Here is a 16,628-nt window from a genome sequence, read left to right as displayed (position 1 = left end):
GCATGACTGTTTTGCCTTCTGCCGGACATGAACACACCGCTCTCGTCCAGGCGGTGCGTGCTGCTGTTCCGCGGCCCTCGTGCCCCGTCCGGGCGAGCGGGCCGACCAGGAGATTGTTCGACGGTGATCACGTCCTCCGCCAGACTTCCCGGCAGCCTGCCATGTATTTGCAATGCCCATGACACACAGCCTGCGGACCTACGACTGTCGGCGGCCGGCGGGGGCTCCGCCGGGATCGTCGGCCAGCACGATCGAGGTCCTGGGAACCGGGTCGCGTCGCGGTCGCCGCCGTGAGCCGAAGACCAGCCAGAAAAAGGTCCAGTGCGCTGAGGACGCCCGGGGAGACGTCCACGCTGATGCGTCCCCGTCTGGCGCCGGGGTGGCGAGCGTCCGGCCGGCGGAGATTTTTCCCCACGGCAGCCGGCCGCTCCGGATGCCGTGGGTGGTCAGCCGTGCCGACACGTGTGATGCCGGTGCGTCACCCGGACGCCACCCCGGCCCGGCGTCCGCCGCCCGTCTCAGATCCGCCAGGAACGCAGCGTCTCGGCGACCGCGTAGACGCTCAGGCGAGCGTCCCGGACCTTCCGGACGAGGTCGGAGAGGGCGCCGTACGGCGGGTCGATGCCCTCACCGGACTGGTCCATGTACTGAGCGGCCACGAAGGCGGCGAAAAGGCTGTTCCGGTGGGGGAGCGGTTCCAGGCGGACGATCGTGTGCAAGAGCGCGGCCGCGCGCCAGGCGCTGTCGGGGTCGGCCGTCTCCAGCGTCGGCAGCTTGGTCTTGTGCCGTGCGACGGCCGCCACCAGCGCCGAATAGTCCGTGACCGTCACGTCCTCGTGTCCGAGTGCCGCCTCCTGGACGTCGAGCAGCCAGGAGACGTCGATGTGGAGAACCATCAGGCAGCCGCAGCCCCGCCGGCACGCTCGGAAGGGGGAACCTCGTCGGGGAACGCCTCGTCGAACTCGCCGCGGAGCCTGTCGGCCCAGGCGGCGGCGCCCGCGACGAACCGCCTGCGGTGCATCTCCCGCACACCGAGGTCGTGCAGGTACTGCTTCAGGCTCTTGCCCTCCGCCGCCGCGGCGGCGCGGACGCCTTCCATTTCCTCGTCGGAGAAGGTCACGTTCAGCGATGGCATGCCTTGATGGTACCTAGTTGGTACCAAGCCTGCCAGGCGGATCCTCCCGATCGCCGGAACGGCCCGCCGCGGGGGTCGCCCGTACGGGAATCCCGGCGTGCGGTCCCGGGCCGGGGGAGCACTGGCTTACGTGGCGCGTGTGCCGCCGCCCCGGCGGATGCGCCCCAACAGGTCCCGGTGGTAAGCCGCGAGGCGTCCCGCCGGGACCGGCGCCGGCCCCCCGGCGAGGGTGTACCAGGTGTCACTGCCCGAGTGCTGCACGGCGACGCGCACACTGACGCCGTCGGGCCGCAGGATGGTCGCCACGGTGAGGTCGCCGGTGAGGACGCCGGCCTCCTCGGTCATGGCCCCGCCGGGGCCCGCCGTGACGCGGTCGACGTAACCGTTGACGCCGGGAGGGTTGTTCATGGGGCGCAGGCTGCCATCCCCCTGGCCGGTGAGCCCCGCACCGCGCGGTCGCCGGCCGCGCACGTCCCCGTGCGGGGGTGCTCGGGATGCATCGGGCGGGCGCCACTCGGCCTCGTCCCGAGGACCGGTAACGCTCACCCGAACAAGGGGAACCTGTCCGCCGCCGGGCCCAGGGCCGCGCGTTCGCCGTCGGTGAGTGCGGTCCGGCCGGTGCCCACGCGCGCGTAGTGCGCGTCGCTCCACTCCGGCAGGCCGGGCCGGCCGAGCGAACCGTCGAGGGTGGCGCGCACCGCGGCGAGTCCCTCGGGTGAGGCCGGCGGGGCGAGCGGGAGTCCGGCGGTGAGGTCGAGCTGGTGGACGGTCGCCTCCACCGCGAGCGTGGTGAGCGGGTCGCCGGCGGTCAGCACCTGCCCCTGCGTGGTCACCCGCAGCGCCGGGTCGGTCGCCCGCGCCGCGTGCACGGTCGCCGCCAGGGTCTCCACGTACCACTGCCCGAGCCGGCCGAAGTCGAGGAACATGCTGCCGTTCACCCGCACCCAGCGCCGTCCGTTCGCCGCCCCGGCGGTGTCCGGCCGCCAGTCCCGCCAGTACGTCACCGCGTCCCGGTCGGCGGGCTCGTCCGTCGGTGAGTGCAGGGCCACCGGGGCGCGCTGGGCGTCCTGGAGGCGGTGGAAGACGAGGTCGCGGACCGCCACCCGGTACAGGCCGTCGGCAGCCACGACTCCTCGTCCCCCAGCGCGGCGACGGTCGCCCCGGCGGTCTCGTACGCGGCGCGCAGCGTCCGCGCCGGACCCGTCGTGTCCCGCGTCGTCATGCGTTCCTCCTGCCCCCGCGCGCGCCCCCTTCCCGAACCGCGAGCTCCCGGGCAGGTCTTGCCCGTCCCCGGAAGGGCGTACGCGGCCGGGCGGGCGGGGCCGGCGCCGGGGCGCCGGATACGGGTCCGGGGCGCGTCCGGGGACGGGACCGCGGGTGCCGGCGGGCGCCCGGCGTCCGGTGGGCGGATCAGGCCAGGGCGCGCTCCGCGACCTGCCGCGCCCTGGTGGCCGCGGCCTCGAAGGCGCGTTCGCGGGACGCCTCGGCCAGCGGGATCAGCTCGGTCATCGCCGGGTTCTGGGTGGCCAGGGTCAGCTCCGGCACGATGAAGTCCAGGTCCAGACCGAGACCGCCGACGAGGACGGCCGTCAGGTAGTTCTGCACGTAGTCGGAGCCCTCGCGCGGCGTGCCCGGCGCGTAGGAACCGCCCCGGCTGGCGACGACGGTGACCGGGGTGCCCTTGGCGGACGGGGCCTCGCCCGCGGTGCGGCTCATCAGGATCACGTTGTCCAGCCACGCCTTGAGGGTCGACGGGATCGTGTAGTTGTACATCGGGGCGCCGATCAGGACCGCGTCGGCCCGCTCCAGCTCCTCGATCAGCCGGATGCGCTCGGCGAACGCGGCGGTCTGCTCCGGCGTGCGGAGGGACTCGGGCGCGAACCCGGCGAGGTGCGCGTCGGCGGTGATGTGCGGGACGGGCTCGGCCGCCAGGTCGCGGTAGACGACGGTGCCCTCCGGGTGGCTCTCCTCCCAGTGCCGGCGGAAGGCCTCCGTCACGGCGCGGGAAGCCGACGCCTCGGCCGGGAAGACGGACGAATCGATGTGCAGCAACGTGGCCATGGTGGTCTCCGTGAATGCGGTGGGTGCGGTGGGTGCTTCGGGTGCCGTACGTGGCCGTACGCCCGTCCGGGGAAAAAGGGGACGACGGACGGCCGGCCGCCGAGACGAACTGGCTGACGTTTCGTACTGAACTATTTTTAACATACTCACTTACTTTTCCTCACCCGCCTACGGTGGGGTAGTACCCTGATCCCATGGCGGCGGAGCAGAACCACGACAGTGCGGCGTGCAAACGGGTGGACGACGGCATCACCCGCGTCTTCCAGCTGCTCGGCAAGCGCTGGAGCGGCCCGATCGTGGCCGTCCTGGTGGAGCAGCCGGCGTACTTCACCGACCTCAGGCGGGCCATCCCCGGAATCAGCGAACGCATGCTCTCCGACCGCCTCACCGAACTGGGCGCGGCCGGCCTCGTCCTGCGCGAGGTCGACGAGGGCCCCCCGCTGCGCGTCTCCTACCGCCTGACCGACGCCGGCGCGGCCCTGGAGCCGGCGCTGCGTGCACTGGCGGAGTGGGCCAAGCACCACCTGCCGGAGAGCGCCGGGTGCCCCGGCGCGGCCCTGGAGCGACAGGGCTAGCCGGGACCCGGACCCACAGACCGGACACGACCCTGGGTGTCTGGGCGGGACGCGACGGTGCCGGCGTCCGCCGGGCGTCGCCTGACCGGCCCGCACCGGGCGGGAGTCGACGCTGAACCGCGGGTCAGTCGACGGGCCAGGTGTGCACCGGGGCGTTCAGGTGCATGTAGTCGATGTACACCTGGGTCATCCGGCGCAGCGCCTCGTGCCGGCCCGTGTGGGTCACGGCGTCGATGTGGTGGAACATCTCCTTCTGCCACACCGCCCCGTTGCGCGCCGTCACACAGCGCTGCTCGATGACGCCGAGCAGCGGCTCCCGCCACGCCGCGTCCATGCCGGAGTGCTCCAGCCCGCGGTGCGCCAGCGGCAGCAGCCGCCGCAGCACCAGTTCCGGCACCGGGACCTCGCCCATCCCGGGCCAGTACACCCGCGCCTCGATACCGTGCCGCGCGGCGGCGTGCAGGTTGTCCTCGGCGGCCGAGAAGGACATCCGCGACCACACCGGCCGGTCCTCCTCCACCAGGGCCCGGGTGAGCCCGTAGTAGAAGGCGCCGTTGGCGAGGGTGTCGGCGACGGTCGGGCCGGCGGGCAGCACCCGGTTCTCCACCCGGATGTGCGGCCGGTCGCCGGAGACGGCGTAGACCGGCCGGTTCCAGCGGTAGATCGTGCCGTTGTGCAGGGTGAGTTCGGCCAGTCCGGGGATGTCGCCGCGGTCCAGCGTGTCCACCGGGTCCTCCTCGTCGCACAGCGGTAGCAGGGCCGGGAAGTAGCGCAGGTTCTCCTCGAACAGGTCGAAGACGCTGTTGATCCAGCGCTCCCCGAACCACACCCGCGGCCGTACCCCCTGCACCTTGATCTCCTCCGGGCGGGTGTCGGTGGCCTGCTCGAACAGCGGGATCCGCGTCTCGTGCCACAGCTCCTTGCCGAACAGGAAGGGCGAGTTGGCCGCCACCGCGACCTGCACGCCCGCGATCGCCTGCGCCGCGTTCCAGTACCCGGCGAACTCCTCGGGCGACACCTGGAGATGGAACTGCGTGCTGGTGCACGCGGCCTCCGGGGTGATCGTGTCCGCGTACGTCCGCAGCCGGTCGGCGCCGTCGATCTCGATGTGCAGGTCCTCGCCGCGGGCGGCGAAGACCTGGTCGTTGAGCAGCCGGTAGCGGGGATTCTCCGACAGCGCGCCCTCGCCGATCTGCTCCTGCCCGAGCGTGGGCAGGATGCCCACCGTGATCAGGCGCGCGCCGACCGTCCGGGCCCGTTCGTCGGCGTGGTTCAGCGCGGCCCGGATCTCCCCCTCCCAGGCATCCGGGCCGCCCGCGACCAGCCGCCGGGGCGGAACGTTGATCTCCAGGTTGAACCGGCCCAGCTCGGTGGACCACGCGGGGTCGGAGATCGCGTCCAGCACGTCGGTGTTTCGCATCGCCGGCTCGGCCTCGTCGTCCACCAGGTTCAGCTCGATCTCCAGGCCGACCTGCGGACGCTCCGACTCGAAGTGCGCCTCGCGCAGCATCTGCGCGAACGCGTCGAGGCACTCCTGCATCTTGATCCGGTACCGGCGGCGGTCCTCGCGGGTGAAGACGAGCGCCGGGACGTCACGCCCCATCGAGCCTCCAGGGTCCTCGGCGGACACCTCTCCACCCAGCGTCGCATCATCGCGCGGAGCCCACCAAGCGGATGCCCGGGCCCGCCCCCGCGCCGCGTCAGGCGCCCTCACCGGGGATCACCGGGCGGGTAGGGTTCCGCGGGTCCGCAACCGGAGCCCGGCCAAGGAGCCGCAGTGACCACGTCCTCCGCCCGCCCCTCCCGCCGCCGCCTGCTGGCCGGCGGCACCGGCCTGGCCCTCGCCGCGTCCGCCGCGTCGCTCGCCGCGGCGTCCCCGGCCGCCGCGGCCGAGCCGGCGTCCAGCGCGCTCTTCGCCCTCAAGCCGCCGCACCTGCTGGAGGCCGAGACGCTGGTGGAGTACCTACGGCTGCGCGCCGACCAGTGGAGCCACAACCGCTACGACGCCGCCGGGGCCAACCTGGGGAGAACCACGGTCCAGTGGGGCCGCCCGGGACACCCGGAGGAGTTCGAGAACCTCTCCCAGTGCGCCTCGTTCCTGACACTGCTGCTCCAGCGCGCCTACGGCACCGGCACCGCCTACGGCTGGGCCACCAGGGAGTACTTCGACCGGTACTTCCCGCGCAAGGACGGCAAGACCCGGGAGCCGTCCTCCCTGCCCACCGCGGAGGACCTCCAGGCGGGCTTCCTCAACGCGTCGGACGTCCCGCACATCGACCCCGTGACCAAGCCGGTCAACCTGCGCCCCGGCGACCTCGTCGCCTGGGACAGGAACCCGGCGGAGAGGACCGCCCCCTACACGGGACACGCGGTGCTGATCCGCGCCTACCTGGGCACCTACCCCTCCTCGGTGGACAGCCAGCTGAACATACCCGGCGTCGTCCCGCACCTCTTCCAGGTCGTCGACTGCACCAGCAACCCGCACGGCGGCCCCTCACTGACGAGCCAGTCCAGCATCGACCGCTACCGGGCCTACCCGGACACCCGCGCCGTCCTCACCGACGCGCCCACCGTCACCTACGAGGAGAAGGACGGGGTCGGCTACGGGCACATGGTCCTCTACGCCGACCCGGACACCTCCGTCTTCGCCGGCTACCGCTGGAGCCTCAACTCCTCGGCGCCGACCTCCGCGGTCGCCCAGCCCGTCGCGGACAAGAGCCAGATCGCCGCGGGCCGCGTCAACGCGTTCGTGGTGTAGGGCACTCCCGCGCCGCACCGGCCGTCGTCGGGTGGTCCCCCGGTGGCGGCTGTTGCGAAGATGGGCCCATGACCATCCCCCGCGGCGCCCGCAGGCCCACCATCGCCGACGTGGCCGAGGCGGCGTCGGTGTCCCGGACGACGGTGTCCCACGCCCTCAACGGCATCGGCAAGGTGGACCCGCGCACCCGTGAGCGCGTCAAGAGCGTCGCCGCCGCACTGGGCTACCGGCCCAACCTGCGCGCCCAGCGGCTGCGCCGCGGCGAGGCCCGGGCCATCGCGCTCACCTCCTCCATGCCGTTCGCGGTGGCCGGCGGCCCGTCCCGGCTCGGCTTCTACATGGAAGTGGCCGCCGCGGCCGCCGAACGCGCCCTGGTCCACGAGTACGCGCTGGTGCTGATCCCGCCCGTGCAGTCCGCGTCCGCGCTCTACACCGTCGACGTCGACGGCGCCATCGTGGTCGAACCCGCGGCGGACGACGCCGCCGTGGCCCAACTGCGCGAGCGCGGGCTGCCCTACGTCACGCTGGGCCGCCCCACCGCACCCGACGACGACGCGCCCTACGTCGACCTGCACGGCGGCCGGGTCGCCGAACTGCTCCTGGACCACCTGCGCGACCAGGGCGCCCGCCGTCCCGCACTCGTCGTCGGCGCCGGCACCCGCCACTCCTCGGTCGACGCCCGCGCCGCCTACGCACGTGCGGCGGCCGCCCACGGCTGGCCGCCGGTCGTCGCCACCGCACCCGAGGACGGCGGGGAACAGGCGGGGTACGACCGGTGCACCGCGCTGCTCGCCGAGCACCCCGGCACCGACGCGCTGTGCGTACTCGTCGACGCCTTCGCCGTCGGCGCGGTCCGGGCGCTGCGCGACGCGGGCCGCCGCGTCCCCGACGACGTCATGGTCGTCACCCGGTACGACGGCCTGCGCGCCCGCACCTGCGAACCCCCGCTCACCGCGGTCGACCTGCGCCTGGACCGGGCCGCGGCGGACGCGGTGGAGCTGCTGCTGGGGCGGCTCGGAACCCGGCCGGCCGAGGACGGGGGCGGAGGCGAGGGCGAGCCGGGGGCCGGGTCCGGGCACGGCGGGCCCGCACCGGAACCGCGGCTCGTCGTCCGCGCGTCGTCCCTGCGGCGGAGCTAGAGAGGCCCTTCCGGACCCGGCCGGCTCGGGCCGGGGCGTCCGGGTTCCCGGAGGCGGTCCGGCGTCGGCCCTGGACACCGCTGCACCGCCGGGGGACGAGCCGCCGGGTCTGCCCGAGGGGCCGCCCGGAGTGGCCGGTCGACCCGGCGTCCGCGGCCCGCGGCCCGCGCGAACTCGCCGCGTCCTCAACCTCGTTCACCGCATCCTGGTCGGGACCGGTTGAAGAGATACGGATGGCTTCGCTCACCGGGCCGTGACCTCAGGCGGGTCGGCCGCCCGTGCCGGCAGCAGGGTTTTCCCCTCCCCGGCGCCGGCCGGCCGCGGGCCGGGGGGTCCTGGCTGCGCGGGGGCGTCGCCGGAACCCCCGGCCGGTTCCGGCGCGGGTCAGCCGCCGGCCATCAGGACCACCCCGGACACCAGGGCGAACGCGAGCACGAAGGCCCGCATCCGCTTCGCGTCGACGCGCTGGTGCACCAGGCGGCTCAGCCATGCGCCCGCCGCGAGCGCGGGCAGCAGCAGCGCCGCCCAGCCGAGATCCGTCGCGCGCCCCCGGCCCCCCGCGAACAGCAGGGCCAGGGAGGCGATTTCACCGGTCAGGAAGCAGAGCGCGACGGTCGCGCGCAACTCGGCGGGCGGCCGGTGCTGGTAGACGAGGGCGAGCGGCGGACCACCGACCCCGGTCGCCGTCTCGGTCAGCCCGGTGACGACCCCCGCACCCACGTAGGCCGCGCGCCCCGGCACGAAGCCGGGCACGACCAGGCTCACCACCGCCGCCAGCACCGTCGCGGCGCCGACGACCGCCCCGAGGTCGCCCTCCGGCACCACCCACAGCAGCGCGAGCCCGCCCGGGGTCGCCGTCAGCCGGGCGGCCGTGATCCAGCCCGCCCCGCGCAGATCGATGCTGTGCCGCTCCCGCCAGGCGACGTACAGATTCAGCGGGATCATCGAAGTCAGCACGAACACCGGCAGCAGTCCGGGGTCGAGCAGTCCCACCACCGGTGCCACGATCAGCGCGAAGCCCAGCCCGCTGGCGCCCTGCACGAACGCCGCCGCCGCCACGGTCGGGACCAGCACGGCGAGCGTCTCCCCGGTCACGCCCGGCCCCCCGTGGGACCGAGCGCCGGGGACGGCGAGGCGGCCGGCGCCGGGCACGCCCGGGCCGGCCCCGCCTCCCGCCACGCCCGGACCGACGTCGGGTGGGTCCGGATCACCCCGGCCCGCCCCACCACCCGCGGGGCCAGCTCCGCGGCGCGGCGGACCAGGGCCGGCCCGTCCCAGTCCGGCGGCCAGCCCTGCCACAACCGCAGCCGCCCGGCGACGAACACGGCCGTGAGCTGGTCCCGGTTGCCGCGCCGGACCAGCTCCCAGGGCAGGTCCCAGGAGGGCTGCATCTCGGGCCCGCTGACGTCCACGAGCAGGAAGTCGGCGGCCCGGCCCGCCGCGACGCGCCCGGTGCGCCGGCCGAGGCCGACCGCGTCCGCGCCGCCCGCGCCGGCCCGCTCCAGCCAGGTCCAGCCGGCCCCGCAGGACGAGTCGCCGCCGGCCAGGCCGTAGGTGAGCCGCTGGGCGGACTCGGCCGCGTCCGCGAGCCGGAAGCCGTCCCCGCGGGTGCCGTCCGTGCCCAGGCCGAATCTGACGCCGCGCTCGGCGAAGGCGGTGGCCGGGGCGACCGCGTTGCCCTTCCAGGCGCTGGCCACCGGGTTGTAGCTCACCGCCGCGCCGGTGTCGGCGAGCAGGGTGACCTCGGCCGGGGTGAGCAGCGTCGTGTGCGCGGCCAGCAACTGGGGTCCGAGCGCGCCCACGTGGTGCAGGTACTCCAGCGGCCGCATCCCGTGCGCGACGAGGGAGCGCTCGACGCCGACGAGGTGTTCGTTCACGTGGATCTGGACGACGGTCCCCGCGGCGGCGGCCAGCCGTGCCGTCGCCGCCAGCGTCCCCGCCGTCGCGGCCTCCGGGACGGACACGGCGAGCGAGGGACGGACCAGGCCGTCGTCGCCGTAGCGGGCCAGATGCCGTTCGGCGGCGGCGAGCACGGCACGCGGATCGGCGTCCCCGCCCGTGCCGTCCGCGGTGTCGTTGCAGACGAGCCCCAGCACGCAGCGGATGCCCGCGTCCCGTGTCGCCGAGGCGATCACGTCGACGTCCACCGGGGCGCGGGTGCCGGCCTCGGCGACCGTGGTGAAGCCGCCGCGCAGCGACTCCAGCGCGGCCAGCTTCGCGGCGACGTACGCCGACTCCTCGTCCAGCGCCCGCTCCAGCGGCACCCACACCCTGCGGAAGATTTCCGAGGGCTCCCCGTAGGCCAGCGGGCCGCCGAAACTCTGCGTCAGGTGGTGGTGGGCGTCGACGAAGCCCGGCATCAGGACATGACCGGGCAGCCACAGGGGCGTCAGCGACGGGTGGGCGCGGACGAGCCGTTCGGCCGGTCCGACGGCGTGGAACACGCCGTCGCGGACCACCATCCGTCAGTATGGAGGGGCGGACCGGGGGTTGGTCAAGGGGGCGGCCGCCACCGGTCCACCGCGCGGCGACGCGTGCGGCGCCGGTCCGGCCGCCGCTCCTCACCCGGCCGGCCCCTCCCGGCTGGCCCGCGCGCGCCCGGAGCCGGAACGTCGGAACAGGGCCGGCGATCCGGACACGCCCGCCGGCGCCCCGCGGACCGGCACGCCGCCTCGGCCGCCCGAACGGCGGCGGGCCGACCGGCAGGGACGGGGAACGGTCAATCCATGCGCTCGGTCCGTTCCCCGCCCCGCCGGGTGCCGTCGGCCGGCCGGACATCACCGTCTCGCGGATGCCACCGGCCCGTCAGGTGCGCCGCCCCGCCGGGTGCCCCGGTCCTCTCGGCCTCGACGGCGCCGGCGGGGCCACCCTGCGGCGCCTTCTCGCGAGGGGCTGCGGGGCGACGAGTACCGCGGTTTGGTCGCCCCGGGTGTAGTGCCCTGAGAGGTCGGGGACGCGGCTGGCGGGTGGCACGACGGCGCGCCCGGCGTCATGAAGCCGCCCTCCGGTCGCCTCGTCCGTGGTCGCGGCCTGCGCCGCCCTCTCCCCACCGGTCCCGAACCGGACGTCGCCGTCCACCTGCTGGGCGAGCGGCCTCCCCAAGTCCGAGGCGCGCCGGCTGCGCCGGCCCGGCTTCCGGCTGCCCGCGGACGACCGCGAGTCCCGGTCCGTCCTACGCGAGGCGTGGGAGCGGTCCGCCACCGAACGCGTCGAGCTCGCCAGCGGCGGAGGCCGGTCAAGGACGGGCACGGCGCTGGCCTGCCTGGCGGTCCTGGACGGCGTCCCCGCCAAGGACGCGGTGGCGTACGTGCGCCGGCACTACGACGGCCGCGCCGTCGAGACGCCCTGGCAGAAGCGGTACGTAGCGGCGCGGCGCGGACGTGCCACCGGTGCCGGTAACACCGGCCCGGTATCTCTCCCGGGCCGGTTCCGGCCAGTCCCGTGACCGGGGCAGGACGTCGACGAGCGGACCGCCGCACGCTGCGGCCCCGGGGCGGTGAACGGTGCGCGGTCCCCGGTCTCGGGCACGTGTGACGGCCCTCGCGCTCAACGGCGGTGAAGGGTCGGTACGCGGTGGCTCCGGGTCGCTCCCGCCATGAGGACGAAGGAGACCCCGCGCGTCAGCAGCGCCATGACGTTGACCCGCGCCGGATCAGGGACCGCCGGACGGGACCGGCGGGGTGGCCGCGTGCTGGGCCGCGGTGGTGAGCGCTGCAGGGCGTGCGCGCCCCGAATGGCCACGGCCGACTCGCCGCTCGCGCTCTCGGTGCGGACGATGAGTGTGCTCGTCCGTGCAAGGCGCGAAGGATGCTACATGCCTCCGAGGTTTCCTGGCGACTTTCGTCGCTTCGGTCACCGAGCCGTCAACGTTGACACGCGGCTGCCCCCCGGGCTGCTCGTCCTGGCAGGTTGCGGCGGTGGCGGTCAGAGCACCGGTCCGTCGCCTCGGCCCGGACCGGGCGGCCCCGGTCGAACAACACGGACAAGACGAAGCAAGAGGCCGCCCAGGACGTGCACGTCGACTTCCCGGACTCCGTCGGACAAGTCGTCGAGACCGGATTCCTGGCAATGGAGGATCTAGAGCCCGGCTACAGGGAGCGGTCCACCGCCTCGGGCGGACAGCCGCAAGGGGCTCACCTGACGGCCCGTCTCGCCCGGGCCCAGCGGTACCGACATGTGTGCGGAGGCGCAGTGGGCAGCAAGGCCGTCGTAGGGGGTGGACGGTTCGTCATCGAGCCATGCCGCGGTGGTTCAGGCCGCCCGAGAAGCTGAGCGGCGCAGCGCTGAGCTGCGCGTGGTGCACGCCTTCAGCTGGCCGGTCGATCACATGTACGCGCCACTGGACCCCGCCCCGCTCAACACGCTGGCGCACGAAGCCGGACAGGACGCCCGGCGTGTGGCGCCCGGGGTGTAGGTCGGCGATGCCGTGATGATCGGCGGTGCGGTGTCGGTGCTGGTGGCCGAGTCGCGCGCCGCGGACCTCGTGGTCGTCGGCCGCCGGGACATCGGGGGCTTCATCATGTCCGGCCTCTCCGCCTGCCGCCCGTCCAGCGCCGTGTCTGGCCCGGTGCGGCAGGAGGTGGGTGGTCCGGTGGCGTCTACCGCGCACCAGCCGAAGGGATGGGAGTGCGCCCGTTTCCCGCCGGGCTACGAACGGGCGGTGTTCAGATGGGGAAGCTGAAGAGCCAGCTCTGGAAGCGGTTGTTCTGGGTCTGGGGCCTCAGGTACACGTTTCCGTCGTTGTCCGAGTCCAGGGCGAGGGAGACGTTGAGGAGTGCGTTGGTACGGGCGGCGGTGTTGAAATCCCAGGTCTGGGGGGCGTAGCCCGGGTTGGCGCATTCCATGGCACGGACCGTCGTGTCGCTGATGCGGGTGACGCACAGCCCGGTGGCCACGTTCTTGAACGTCCAGAGGTTGACGTGGTTGACGGTGGTGGTTTTCCACTGCTGGTATGGATTGTCGTGGGTGCAGGACTTTGTGTAGACCTTGCCCTGCAAGTCGGAGTCCAGGCAGAGGCCGGTCTGTTCGTTGTGGATGCTCTGCGGATACCCGTCCCTCGGGTCGGAGGCGGCGCTCGCGGGAGCCGCGAACATACCGACCGTCAGAGCTGCCAGGGTGCCGGCCGTGGCCAGTCGTGCTCTCATGAGTGACCTTTCTGGGGTGGTGTGCGGCCGGGCCGTTGCCCGGCCGCCGCGATGAGGACGGTGAGGTATCAGGCCAGGTAGAAGAGCCAGCTCTGGTAGCGGTTGCCGTTGGTGGCCTGCCGCAGATAGACCTTGCCGTTGGTATCCGAGTCCAAGACCACCGGGAGTGTCGGGCTGTTGGCGTTCTCCAACAGCTGCATGCCCGACCTGCCGATCAGCGCCCACTCCATGGGGTAGTAACGGTTCGAGGTGCATACCATCGTGCGCACCGAGGTGCTGTTGACGGCCGTCAGGCATAGACCCGTCTGCACGTTGCGGAGTTGCATGTGCGTCGACCCACTTGGGTCCGACGGCACCCACTGCTGGTAGGGATTGTCCGAGCGGCACTCCTTGGTGTAGACGTTCCCGGCGGTGTCAGAGTCGAGGCAGAGCCCGGTCTGCTCGTTGACCACGACGTTGGCGCGGCCGAGGACGGGTTCGGCGGCCTGTGCCGACGGCGCCAGGGCGACGCTTGCGCATACGGCGGCCAGGACTGTCACGATGCCGGATCGCACTCTCATGGACGGCCTCTCTTTCGTCCGGCAGGTGCCGGAAGCGTGCTGTGCGGTGGGCTTGCAGCCAACCGCACAGCAGCGTGCGCGGGCCATGAAGTTCTCCTGACAGAAGTGCTGTTTCCCATTTCTGCCGGTCGGCCCCGGCGCGGGATCGATGCGCCTTCTCCGTGGCTCACCGGGTGGGAGCCGCTCTGCCTGCCCGGTCTACGACGCGCGCTCGGCGGGTTCTCGTCCGAGCGCCGGTCCGCCCCGCCCCGCTGGATGTCGAGCACCCCGGCTCTCGCCCGCGACGCGGAAGGCTGGCACCTGCGCCTGACCCGATAGAGCGGCAGGCCCCCATGGACGCACAGGCCCGGCCGGGGACCGTGAGGGCCTCCGCCCGGGTCCCCGGGCTTCCCGGCGGAACCGTAGGCGACCACCCTTCACGACCGCACTTCTTCACACGTTCAGCTTCGGCCGGCGGCCACGCGGCCGGGGCTGTCTCCTGCCCAGGGCCCAGGGTGCGTGACCGGGGCGGAGTACGCGGCATTGCAACAGTGGTGGGCGGCTACGAGCACCTGGATCTGGACGAGATCGAGTTCGCACCCGTGGAGACCGCGGGCGAGCGGCTGCCGCTGCTCACCCTTCAAGAGACGCACGCCCTGCTGCACTGGCTCGCCGACTGGAATGAACGCCCCCAACTGTTCATCTGGACGAAAACAGCCGACGAGTTCCTCGACGATGTCGCCGCCTACTGCCGACGAATCTCCGGCTCAGGTCAGTAGAGGGAGGCTGTCAGATCTGAGTTCACACCGTGGCGCATGGTTTGGACGGTCTGTGCAGCGTTGTCGTCGCCGATCTGCCGGTAAATCGACAGGGCGCTGTCCATGGCGGCCAATGCGCTCCGCGTCTCGCCCAGTTCGTGGTGGGCCCGGCCGAGCGCGGTGTACATCTGAGCCTGCCATTGCGGGATGTTCGATGCGGGCTCCCAAGCGATAGCCGGCGCAAGTGTGTCGACCACCTCCCGCCACCGTCCCTGCGCGAGATGCAGCAGGCCGATGTCGCGTGCCGCCGACACCCGTGTCATCCCCGCGATCACGGGTGACGGTGCGGTGGCTGGGTCAGATGCCAGTGCGAGCCTTTGCCGGTAGGCCCGCAGGGCCTGGTCGGGCTTCCCTGTCCGCTCCAGTGCCCTGCCCAGGGTGGACAGCGCATGCATCACCATGCCTTCACGGTCGTTCACCATGCGGAACCCCCGCATCGCCCGGGCGGCCAGCGGCAGCGCACCATGGGCGTCCCCGGCCTTCAACAGTGCCACTGCCAAGTACGAGTCGGCCCACGCCTGCAGCCGTGGGTCCCCGGCCGTCACCGCTTCCGCGTGAGCCCTGCGAGCGCAGTCGATCGCCCCCGCGGTGTCACCGACGCAGGTGTTGTGCGCCCAGGAGAGGTAGTTCAGGTGGGTAGCGGCGGCGGCGTGGTCGGCAAGCTCGGCGGCGGCTTCACTGGACAGGGTGAACACCCGGGGCCAGTAACCCCAGTGGATCCAGCGGTCGGAGAACCAGTGCATGGCTTCGGCCACGTCGACCACCCGTCGCCACTGTCCGGCGGCGGCAGCCAGTTCCAGCGCGGCAAGCCAGTTGTCGGCCTCTGTCGTTAACCATTGCTGTGCTGTCTCCTGGGTGTCCACCCGCACGCGGTCGTCTTCCAGCCCGGGCAGGGCCGTAAAGGCGGGGTCAAACCGGCAACCGGCCACGATCGCGGTGTCCAGTAGCCAGTGCACCGCCCGTGCTTCGACGGCGGCGCGCTCGGTTTCGGGCTCTTCCTGCTCCAGCCGCCGCCGGGCGAAGATCCGGATGAGGTCGTGCAGCCGGTAGCGTGCGGTGAAAGCCGATTGGACCAGGCCGAACTCGACCAACTCGTCCAGAACGTCCTCCGTGTCGGCATCCGGCAGCCCTGCCAGCACTGCGGCCAGTTCCGGGCTGCAATGCGGCCCCGGCATCAGGGCCAGCCGCCGGAAGAGCCGCTGTGCGGCGCTGGACAACCGCGTGTAGGACAGTTCGAAGGCCACGGTGACCTCCAAGTCGCCCGCGGTCAGTGCGTCCAGACGGCGTTCCTCGTCCTCGAGCCGGGCGGCTAGCCGGTCGGGCGACCAGTCCGGACGGCTGGCCAGGCGGTTGCCGACGATCCGCAGGGCCAGCGGGAGGTTGCCGCAGGAGTGGGCCAGCCGCGACACCGCGTCAGCGGTACGACCGGCGGCAGGCAGACCCGCGATCAGGCGTTCCAGCAGATCTCGGGCTTCCTCGTCCGGCATGGACGACAGGGGGAGCCGGTCCACCCCCTCCAGCCCGGTGAGCATCCGGCGGCTGGTGACCACCGTCATGACCGCGCCGGTCGCCGGCAGCAGGGGGCGGATCTGGGCTTCGTCCGCCGCGTTGTCCAGGATTACAGCGATCCGGCGCCCAGACGCCACGGACCGGTACTGGGCGGCCCGGTCGCCCAAGTGCAGTGGCAACCAGGCGTGGGCAGGTTCCAGGGCACGGATCAGACGCTCCAGCACGATGCCAGGGTCCAACGGACGTGCGTCCAGGCCCCGCAAGTCGACGAAGAAGCACCCGTCCGGGAAACGCTGCGACAGCGCGGTGACGGCGTGTACGGCCAAGCTGGTCTTACCGACTCCCGGCTGGCCCGAGATCACGACGACGGGCGCCCGCCCGTCCGGCGGACCGTCCGCGAGCGAGGCCAACCGGTTCGACTCCTCGCTCCGACCGGTGAAGTCAGGTACCGCCCGCGGCATCGCCATCAGTCCCGGAGCCGAGGCCGGGCCGCGTTGCCAGCCGACCGCCTTCGGCGGGACTTTGCCCGTGCTCATCTGTGCCGAATGCGAATCCGGCTCAGTCGTCCCCTCGTCCGCCGTACGCCGTGCGCGATTCCGTACCGCGTCCGCCAGCGCCCAGCGCCGGTGCAACTCGTTCAGTTCCTCGGAGGTCGCCTTGCACACCCGGGCGAACCGGGCGACGGCAGCATTGTCGGTCGGCACCCCTTCCCCCTTGCAGTACCGGTGCAATGTCGAGGTGCTCATGTGAGCCTGCTTTGCCAGCGCCGCATAACTCAGTCCGGACCGCTCCTTCAACTTGCACAGCAGCTCGGCGAAACCAGTTGACTCCTCCGCTGTCCCCACCATTCCTCCATCCCATTCGACATCCCACGATCACTACGTTTCTCCAGGTCAGAGCAGTGTGGGCATCCCGGTATTCCAGAAATCCTGAGGGAATTGCCACCGGGA

General features: G+C 72.9%; 16 protein-coding genes and 1 pseudogene. 6 read left to right on the top strand and 11 right to left on the bottom strand.

The annotated features are described in order from the left end of the window. Positions 1-518 precede the first annotated feature (518 nt). The 5 genes from ACZ4K2_RS21605 to ACZ4K2_RS21585 form a co-directional block, all read right to left on the bottom strand. Complete coding sequence (locus ACZ4K2_RS21605) at positions 519-896, bottom strand: toxin Doc (protein ID WP_467475588.1); 378 nt, start codon at positions 894-896, stop codon at positions 519-521. After that, positions 896-1,135 (bottom strand): hypothetical protein, encoded by a 240-nt coding sequence (locus tag ACZ4K2_RS21600; protein ID WP_467475587.1) that lies wholly within the window; start codon positions 1,133-1,135, stop codon positions 896-898. Before ACZ4K2_RS21600 ends, ACZ4K2_RS21605 begins: the two co-directional genes overlap by 1 nt. Positions 1,136-1,261: 126 nt before the next feature. Further along, positions 1,262-1,543 carry a hypothetical protein gene (locus ACZ4K2_RS21595; RefSeq protein WP_467475586.1) on the bottom strand — a complete coding sequence of 94 codons (282 nt, stop codon included), beginning with the start codon at positions 1,541-1,543 and terminating at the stop codon, positions 1,262-1,264. A gap of 134 nt (positions 1,544-1,677) precedes the next feature. Continuing rightward, complete coding sequence (locus ACZ4K2_RS21590; RefSeq protein WP_467475585.1) at positions 1,678-2,262, bottom strand: maleylpyruvate isomerase N-terminal domain-containing protein; 585 nt, start codon at positions 2,260-2,262, stop codon at positions 1,678-1,680. Between the two features lie 283 nt (positions 2,263-2,545). Next, complete coding sequence (locus ACZ4K2_RS21585) at positions 2,546-3,196, bottom strand: FMN-dependent NADH-azoreductase (RefSeq protein ID WP_467475584.1); 651 nt, start codon at positions 3,194-3,196, stop codon at positions 2,546-2,548. A gap of 194 nt (positions 3,197-3,390) precedes the next feature. On the opposite strand from ACZ4K2_RS21585, the gene ACZ4K2_RS21580 reads away from it, so the two are divergent. Continuing rightward, positions 3,391-3,771 carry a winged helix-turn-helix transcriptional regulator gene (locus ACZ4K2_RS21580; protein ID WP_467475583.1) on the top strand — a complete coding sequence of 127 codons (381 nt, stop codon included), beginning with the start codon at positions 3,391-3,393 and terminating at the stop codon, positions 3,769-3,771. Positions 3,772-3,895: 124 nt separating this feature from the next. Here the strand turns inward: ACZ4K2_RS21580 and ACZ4K2_RS21575 are convergent, their stop codons facing one another. Then, on the bottom strand, positions 3,896-5,374 hold the full coding sequence (locus ACZ4K2_RS21575) for a glutamate-cysteine ligase family protein (protein WP_467475582.1): 1,479 nt from the start codon (positions 5,372-5,374) through the stop codon (positions 3,896-3,898). Positions 5,375-5,548: 174 nt separating this feature from the next. Here ACZ4K2_RS21575 and ACZ4K2_RS21570 point away from each other — a divergent pair, with 174 nt between their 5' ends. Together ACZ4K2_RS21570 and ACZ4K2_RS21565 are read left to right on the top strand one after the other, a co-directional pair. Then, positions 5,549-6,529: a hypothetical protein gene (locus tag ACZ4K2_RS21570; RefSeq protein ID WP_467475581.1), complete on the top strand. Its 981-nt coding sequence runs from the start codon at positions 5,549-5,551 to the stop codon at positions 6,527-6,529. Positions 6,530-6,597: 68 nt separating this feature from the next. Further along, the gene (locus ACZ4K2_RS21565; protein WP_467475580.1) at positions 6,598-7,668 is read left to right on the top strand and encodes a LacI family DNA-binding transcriptional regulator; all 1,071 of its coding nucleotides are present in this window, start codon (positions 6,598-6,600) and stop codon (positions 7,666-7,668) included. A 384-nt stretch (positions 7,669-8,052) separates the two neighbouring features. On the opposite strand, the gene ACZ4K2_RS21560 is transcribed toward ACZ4K2_RS21565, so the two are convergent. Both ACZ4K2_RS21560 and ACZ4K2_RS21555 read right to left on the bottom strand, forming a co-directional pair. Next, entirely contained in the window at positions 8,053-8,763 is a 711-nt protein-coding gene (locus ACZ4K2_RS21560) for a sulfite exporter TauE/SafE family protein (protein WP_467475579.1), read from the bottom strand. Then, entirely contained in the window at positions 8,760-10,130 is a 1,371-nt protein-coding gene (locus ACZ4K2_RS21555; RefSeq protein WP_467475578.1) for an amidohydrolase family protein, read from the bottom strand. The genes ACZ4K2_RS21560 and ACZ4K2_RS21555 overlap by 4 nt, the downstream gene beginning before the upstream one ends. A gap of 529 nt (positions 10,131-10,659) precedes the next feature. On the opposite strand from ACZ4K2_RS21555, the pseudogene ACZ4K2_RS21550 reads away from it, so the two are divergent. Both ACZ4K2_RS21550 and ACZ4K2_RS21545 read left to right on the top strand, forming a co-directional pair. After that, positions 10,660-11,113, top strand: a pseudogene (locus ACZ4K2_RS21550) (protein-tyrosine phosphatase family protein). Between the two features lie 771 nt (positions 11,114-11,884). Next, on the top strand, positions 11,885-12,082 hold the full coding sequence (locus ACZ4K2_RS21545) for a universal stress protein (RefSeq protein ID WP_467475577.1): 198 nt from the start codon (positions 11,885-11,887) through the stop codon (positions 12,080-12,082). A 250-nt stretch (positions 12,083-12,332) separates the two neighbouring features. Here the strand turns inward: ACZ4K2_RS21545 and ACZ4K2_RS21540 are convergent, their stop codons facing one another. Together ACZ4K2_RS21540 and ACZ4K2_RS21535 are read right to left on the bottom strand one after the other, a co-directional pair. Further along, complete coding sequence (locus ACZ4K2_RS21540; RefSeq protein WP_467475576.1) at positions 12,333-12,812, bottom strand: RICIN domain-containing protein; 480 nt, start codon at positions 12,810-12,812, stop codon at positions 12,333-12,335. A gap of 68 nt (positions 12,813-12,880) precedes the next feature. Continuing rightward, the gene (locus ACZ4K2_RS21535) at positions 12,881-13,351 is read right to left on the bottom strand and encodes an RICIN domain-containing protein (protein ID WP_467475575.1); all 471 of its coding nucleotides are present in this window, start codon (positions 13,349-13,351) and stop codon (positions 12,881-12,883) included. A gap of 554 nt (positions 13,352-13,905) precedes the next feature. On the opposite strand from ACZ4K2_RS21535, the gene ACZ4K2_RS21530 reads away from it, so the two are divergent. Next, positions 13,906-14,130: a DUF6417 family protein gene (locus ACZ4K2_RS21530; RefSeq protein WP_467475574.1), complete on the top strand. Its 225-nt coding sequence runs from the start codon at positions 13,906-13,908 to the stop codon at positions 14,128-14,130. Here the strand turns inward: ACZ4K2_RS21530 and ACZ4K2_RS21525 are convergent. Further along, entirely contained in the window at positions 14,124-16,526 is a 2,403-nt protein-coding gene (locus ACZ4K2_RS21525; protein WP_467475573.1) for a helix-turn-helix domain-containing protein, read from the bottom strand. The genes ACZ4K2_RS21530 and ACZ4K2_RS21525 overlap by 7 nt on opposite strands. Between the last annotated feature and the right edge of the window lie 102 nt (positions 16,527-16,628).

It is taken from the genome of Streptomyces sp. NPDC025833, from assembly GCF_055558055.1.
This window is presented reverse-complemented; position numbering and strand designations above follow the sequence as displayed.

Excerpts from the sequence above, each read along its gene's own strand:
- ACZ4K2_RS21605 (WP_467475588.1), bottom strand. The coding sequence starts at position 896 with ATGGTTCTCCACATCGACGTCTCCTGGCTGCTCGACGTCCAGGAGGCG.
- ACZ4K2_RS21600 (WP_467475587.1), bottom strand. The coding sequence starts at position 1,135 with ATGCCATCGCTGAACGTGACCTTCTCCGACGAGGAAATGGAAGGCGTC.
- ACZ4K2_RS21595 (WP_467475586.1), bottom strand. The coding sequence starts at position 1,543 with ATGAACAACCCTCCCGGCGTCAACGGTTACGTCGACCGCGTCACGGCG.
- ACZ4K2_RS21585 (WP_467475584.1), bottom strand. The coding sequence starts at position 3,196 with ATGGCCACGTTGCTGCACATCGATTCGTCCGTCTTCCCGGCCGAGGCG.
- ACZ4K2_RS21580 (WP_467475583.1), top strand. The coding sequence starts at position 3,391 with ATGGCGGCGGAGCAGAACCACGACAGTGCGGCGTGCAAACGGGTGGAC.
- ACZ4K2_RS21575 (WP_467475582.1), bottom strand. The coding sequence starts at position 5,374 with ATGGGGCGTGACGTCCCGGCGCTCGTCTTCACCCGCGAGGACCGCCGC.
- ACZ4K2_RS21565 (WP_467475580.1), top strand. The coding sequence starts at position 6,598 with ATGACCATCCCCCGCGGCGCCCGCAGGCCCACCATCGCCGACGTGGCC.
- ACZ4K2_RS21555 (WP_467475578.1), bottom strand. The coding sequence starts at position 10,130 with ATGGTGGTCCGCGACGGCGTGTTCCACGCCGTCGGACCGGCCGAACGG.
- ACZ4K2_RS21540 (WP_467475576.1), bottom strand. The coding sequence starts at position 12,812 with ATGAGAGCACGACTGGCCACGGCCGGCACCCTGGCAGCTCTGACGGTC.
- ACZ4K2_RS21525 (WP_467475573.1), bottom strand. The coding sequence starts at position 16,526 with ATGGTGGGGACAGCGGAGGAGTCAACTGGTTTCGCCGAGCTGCTGTGC.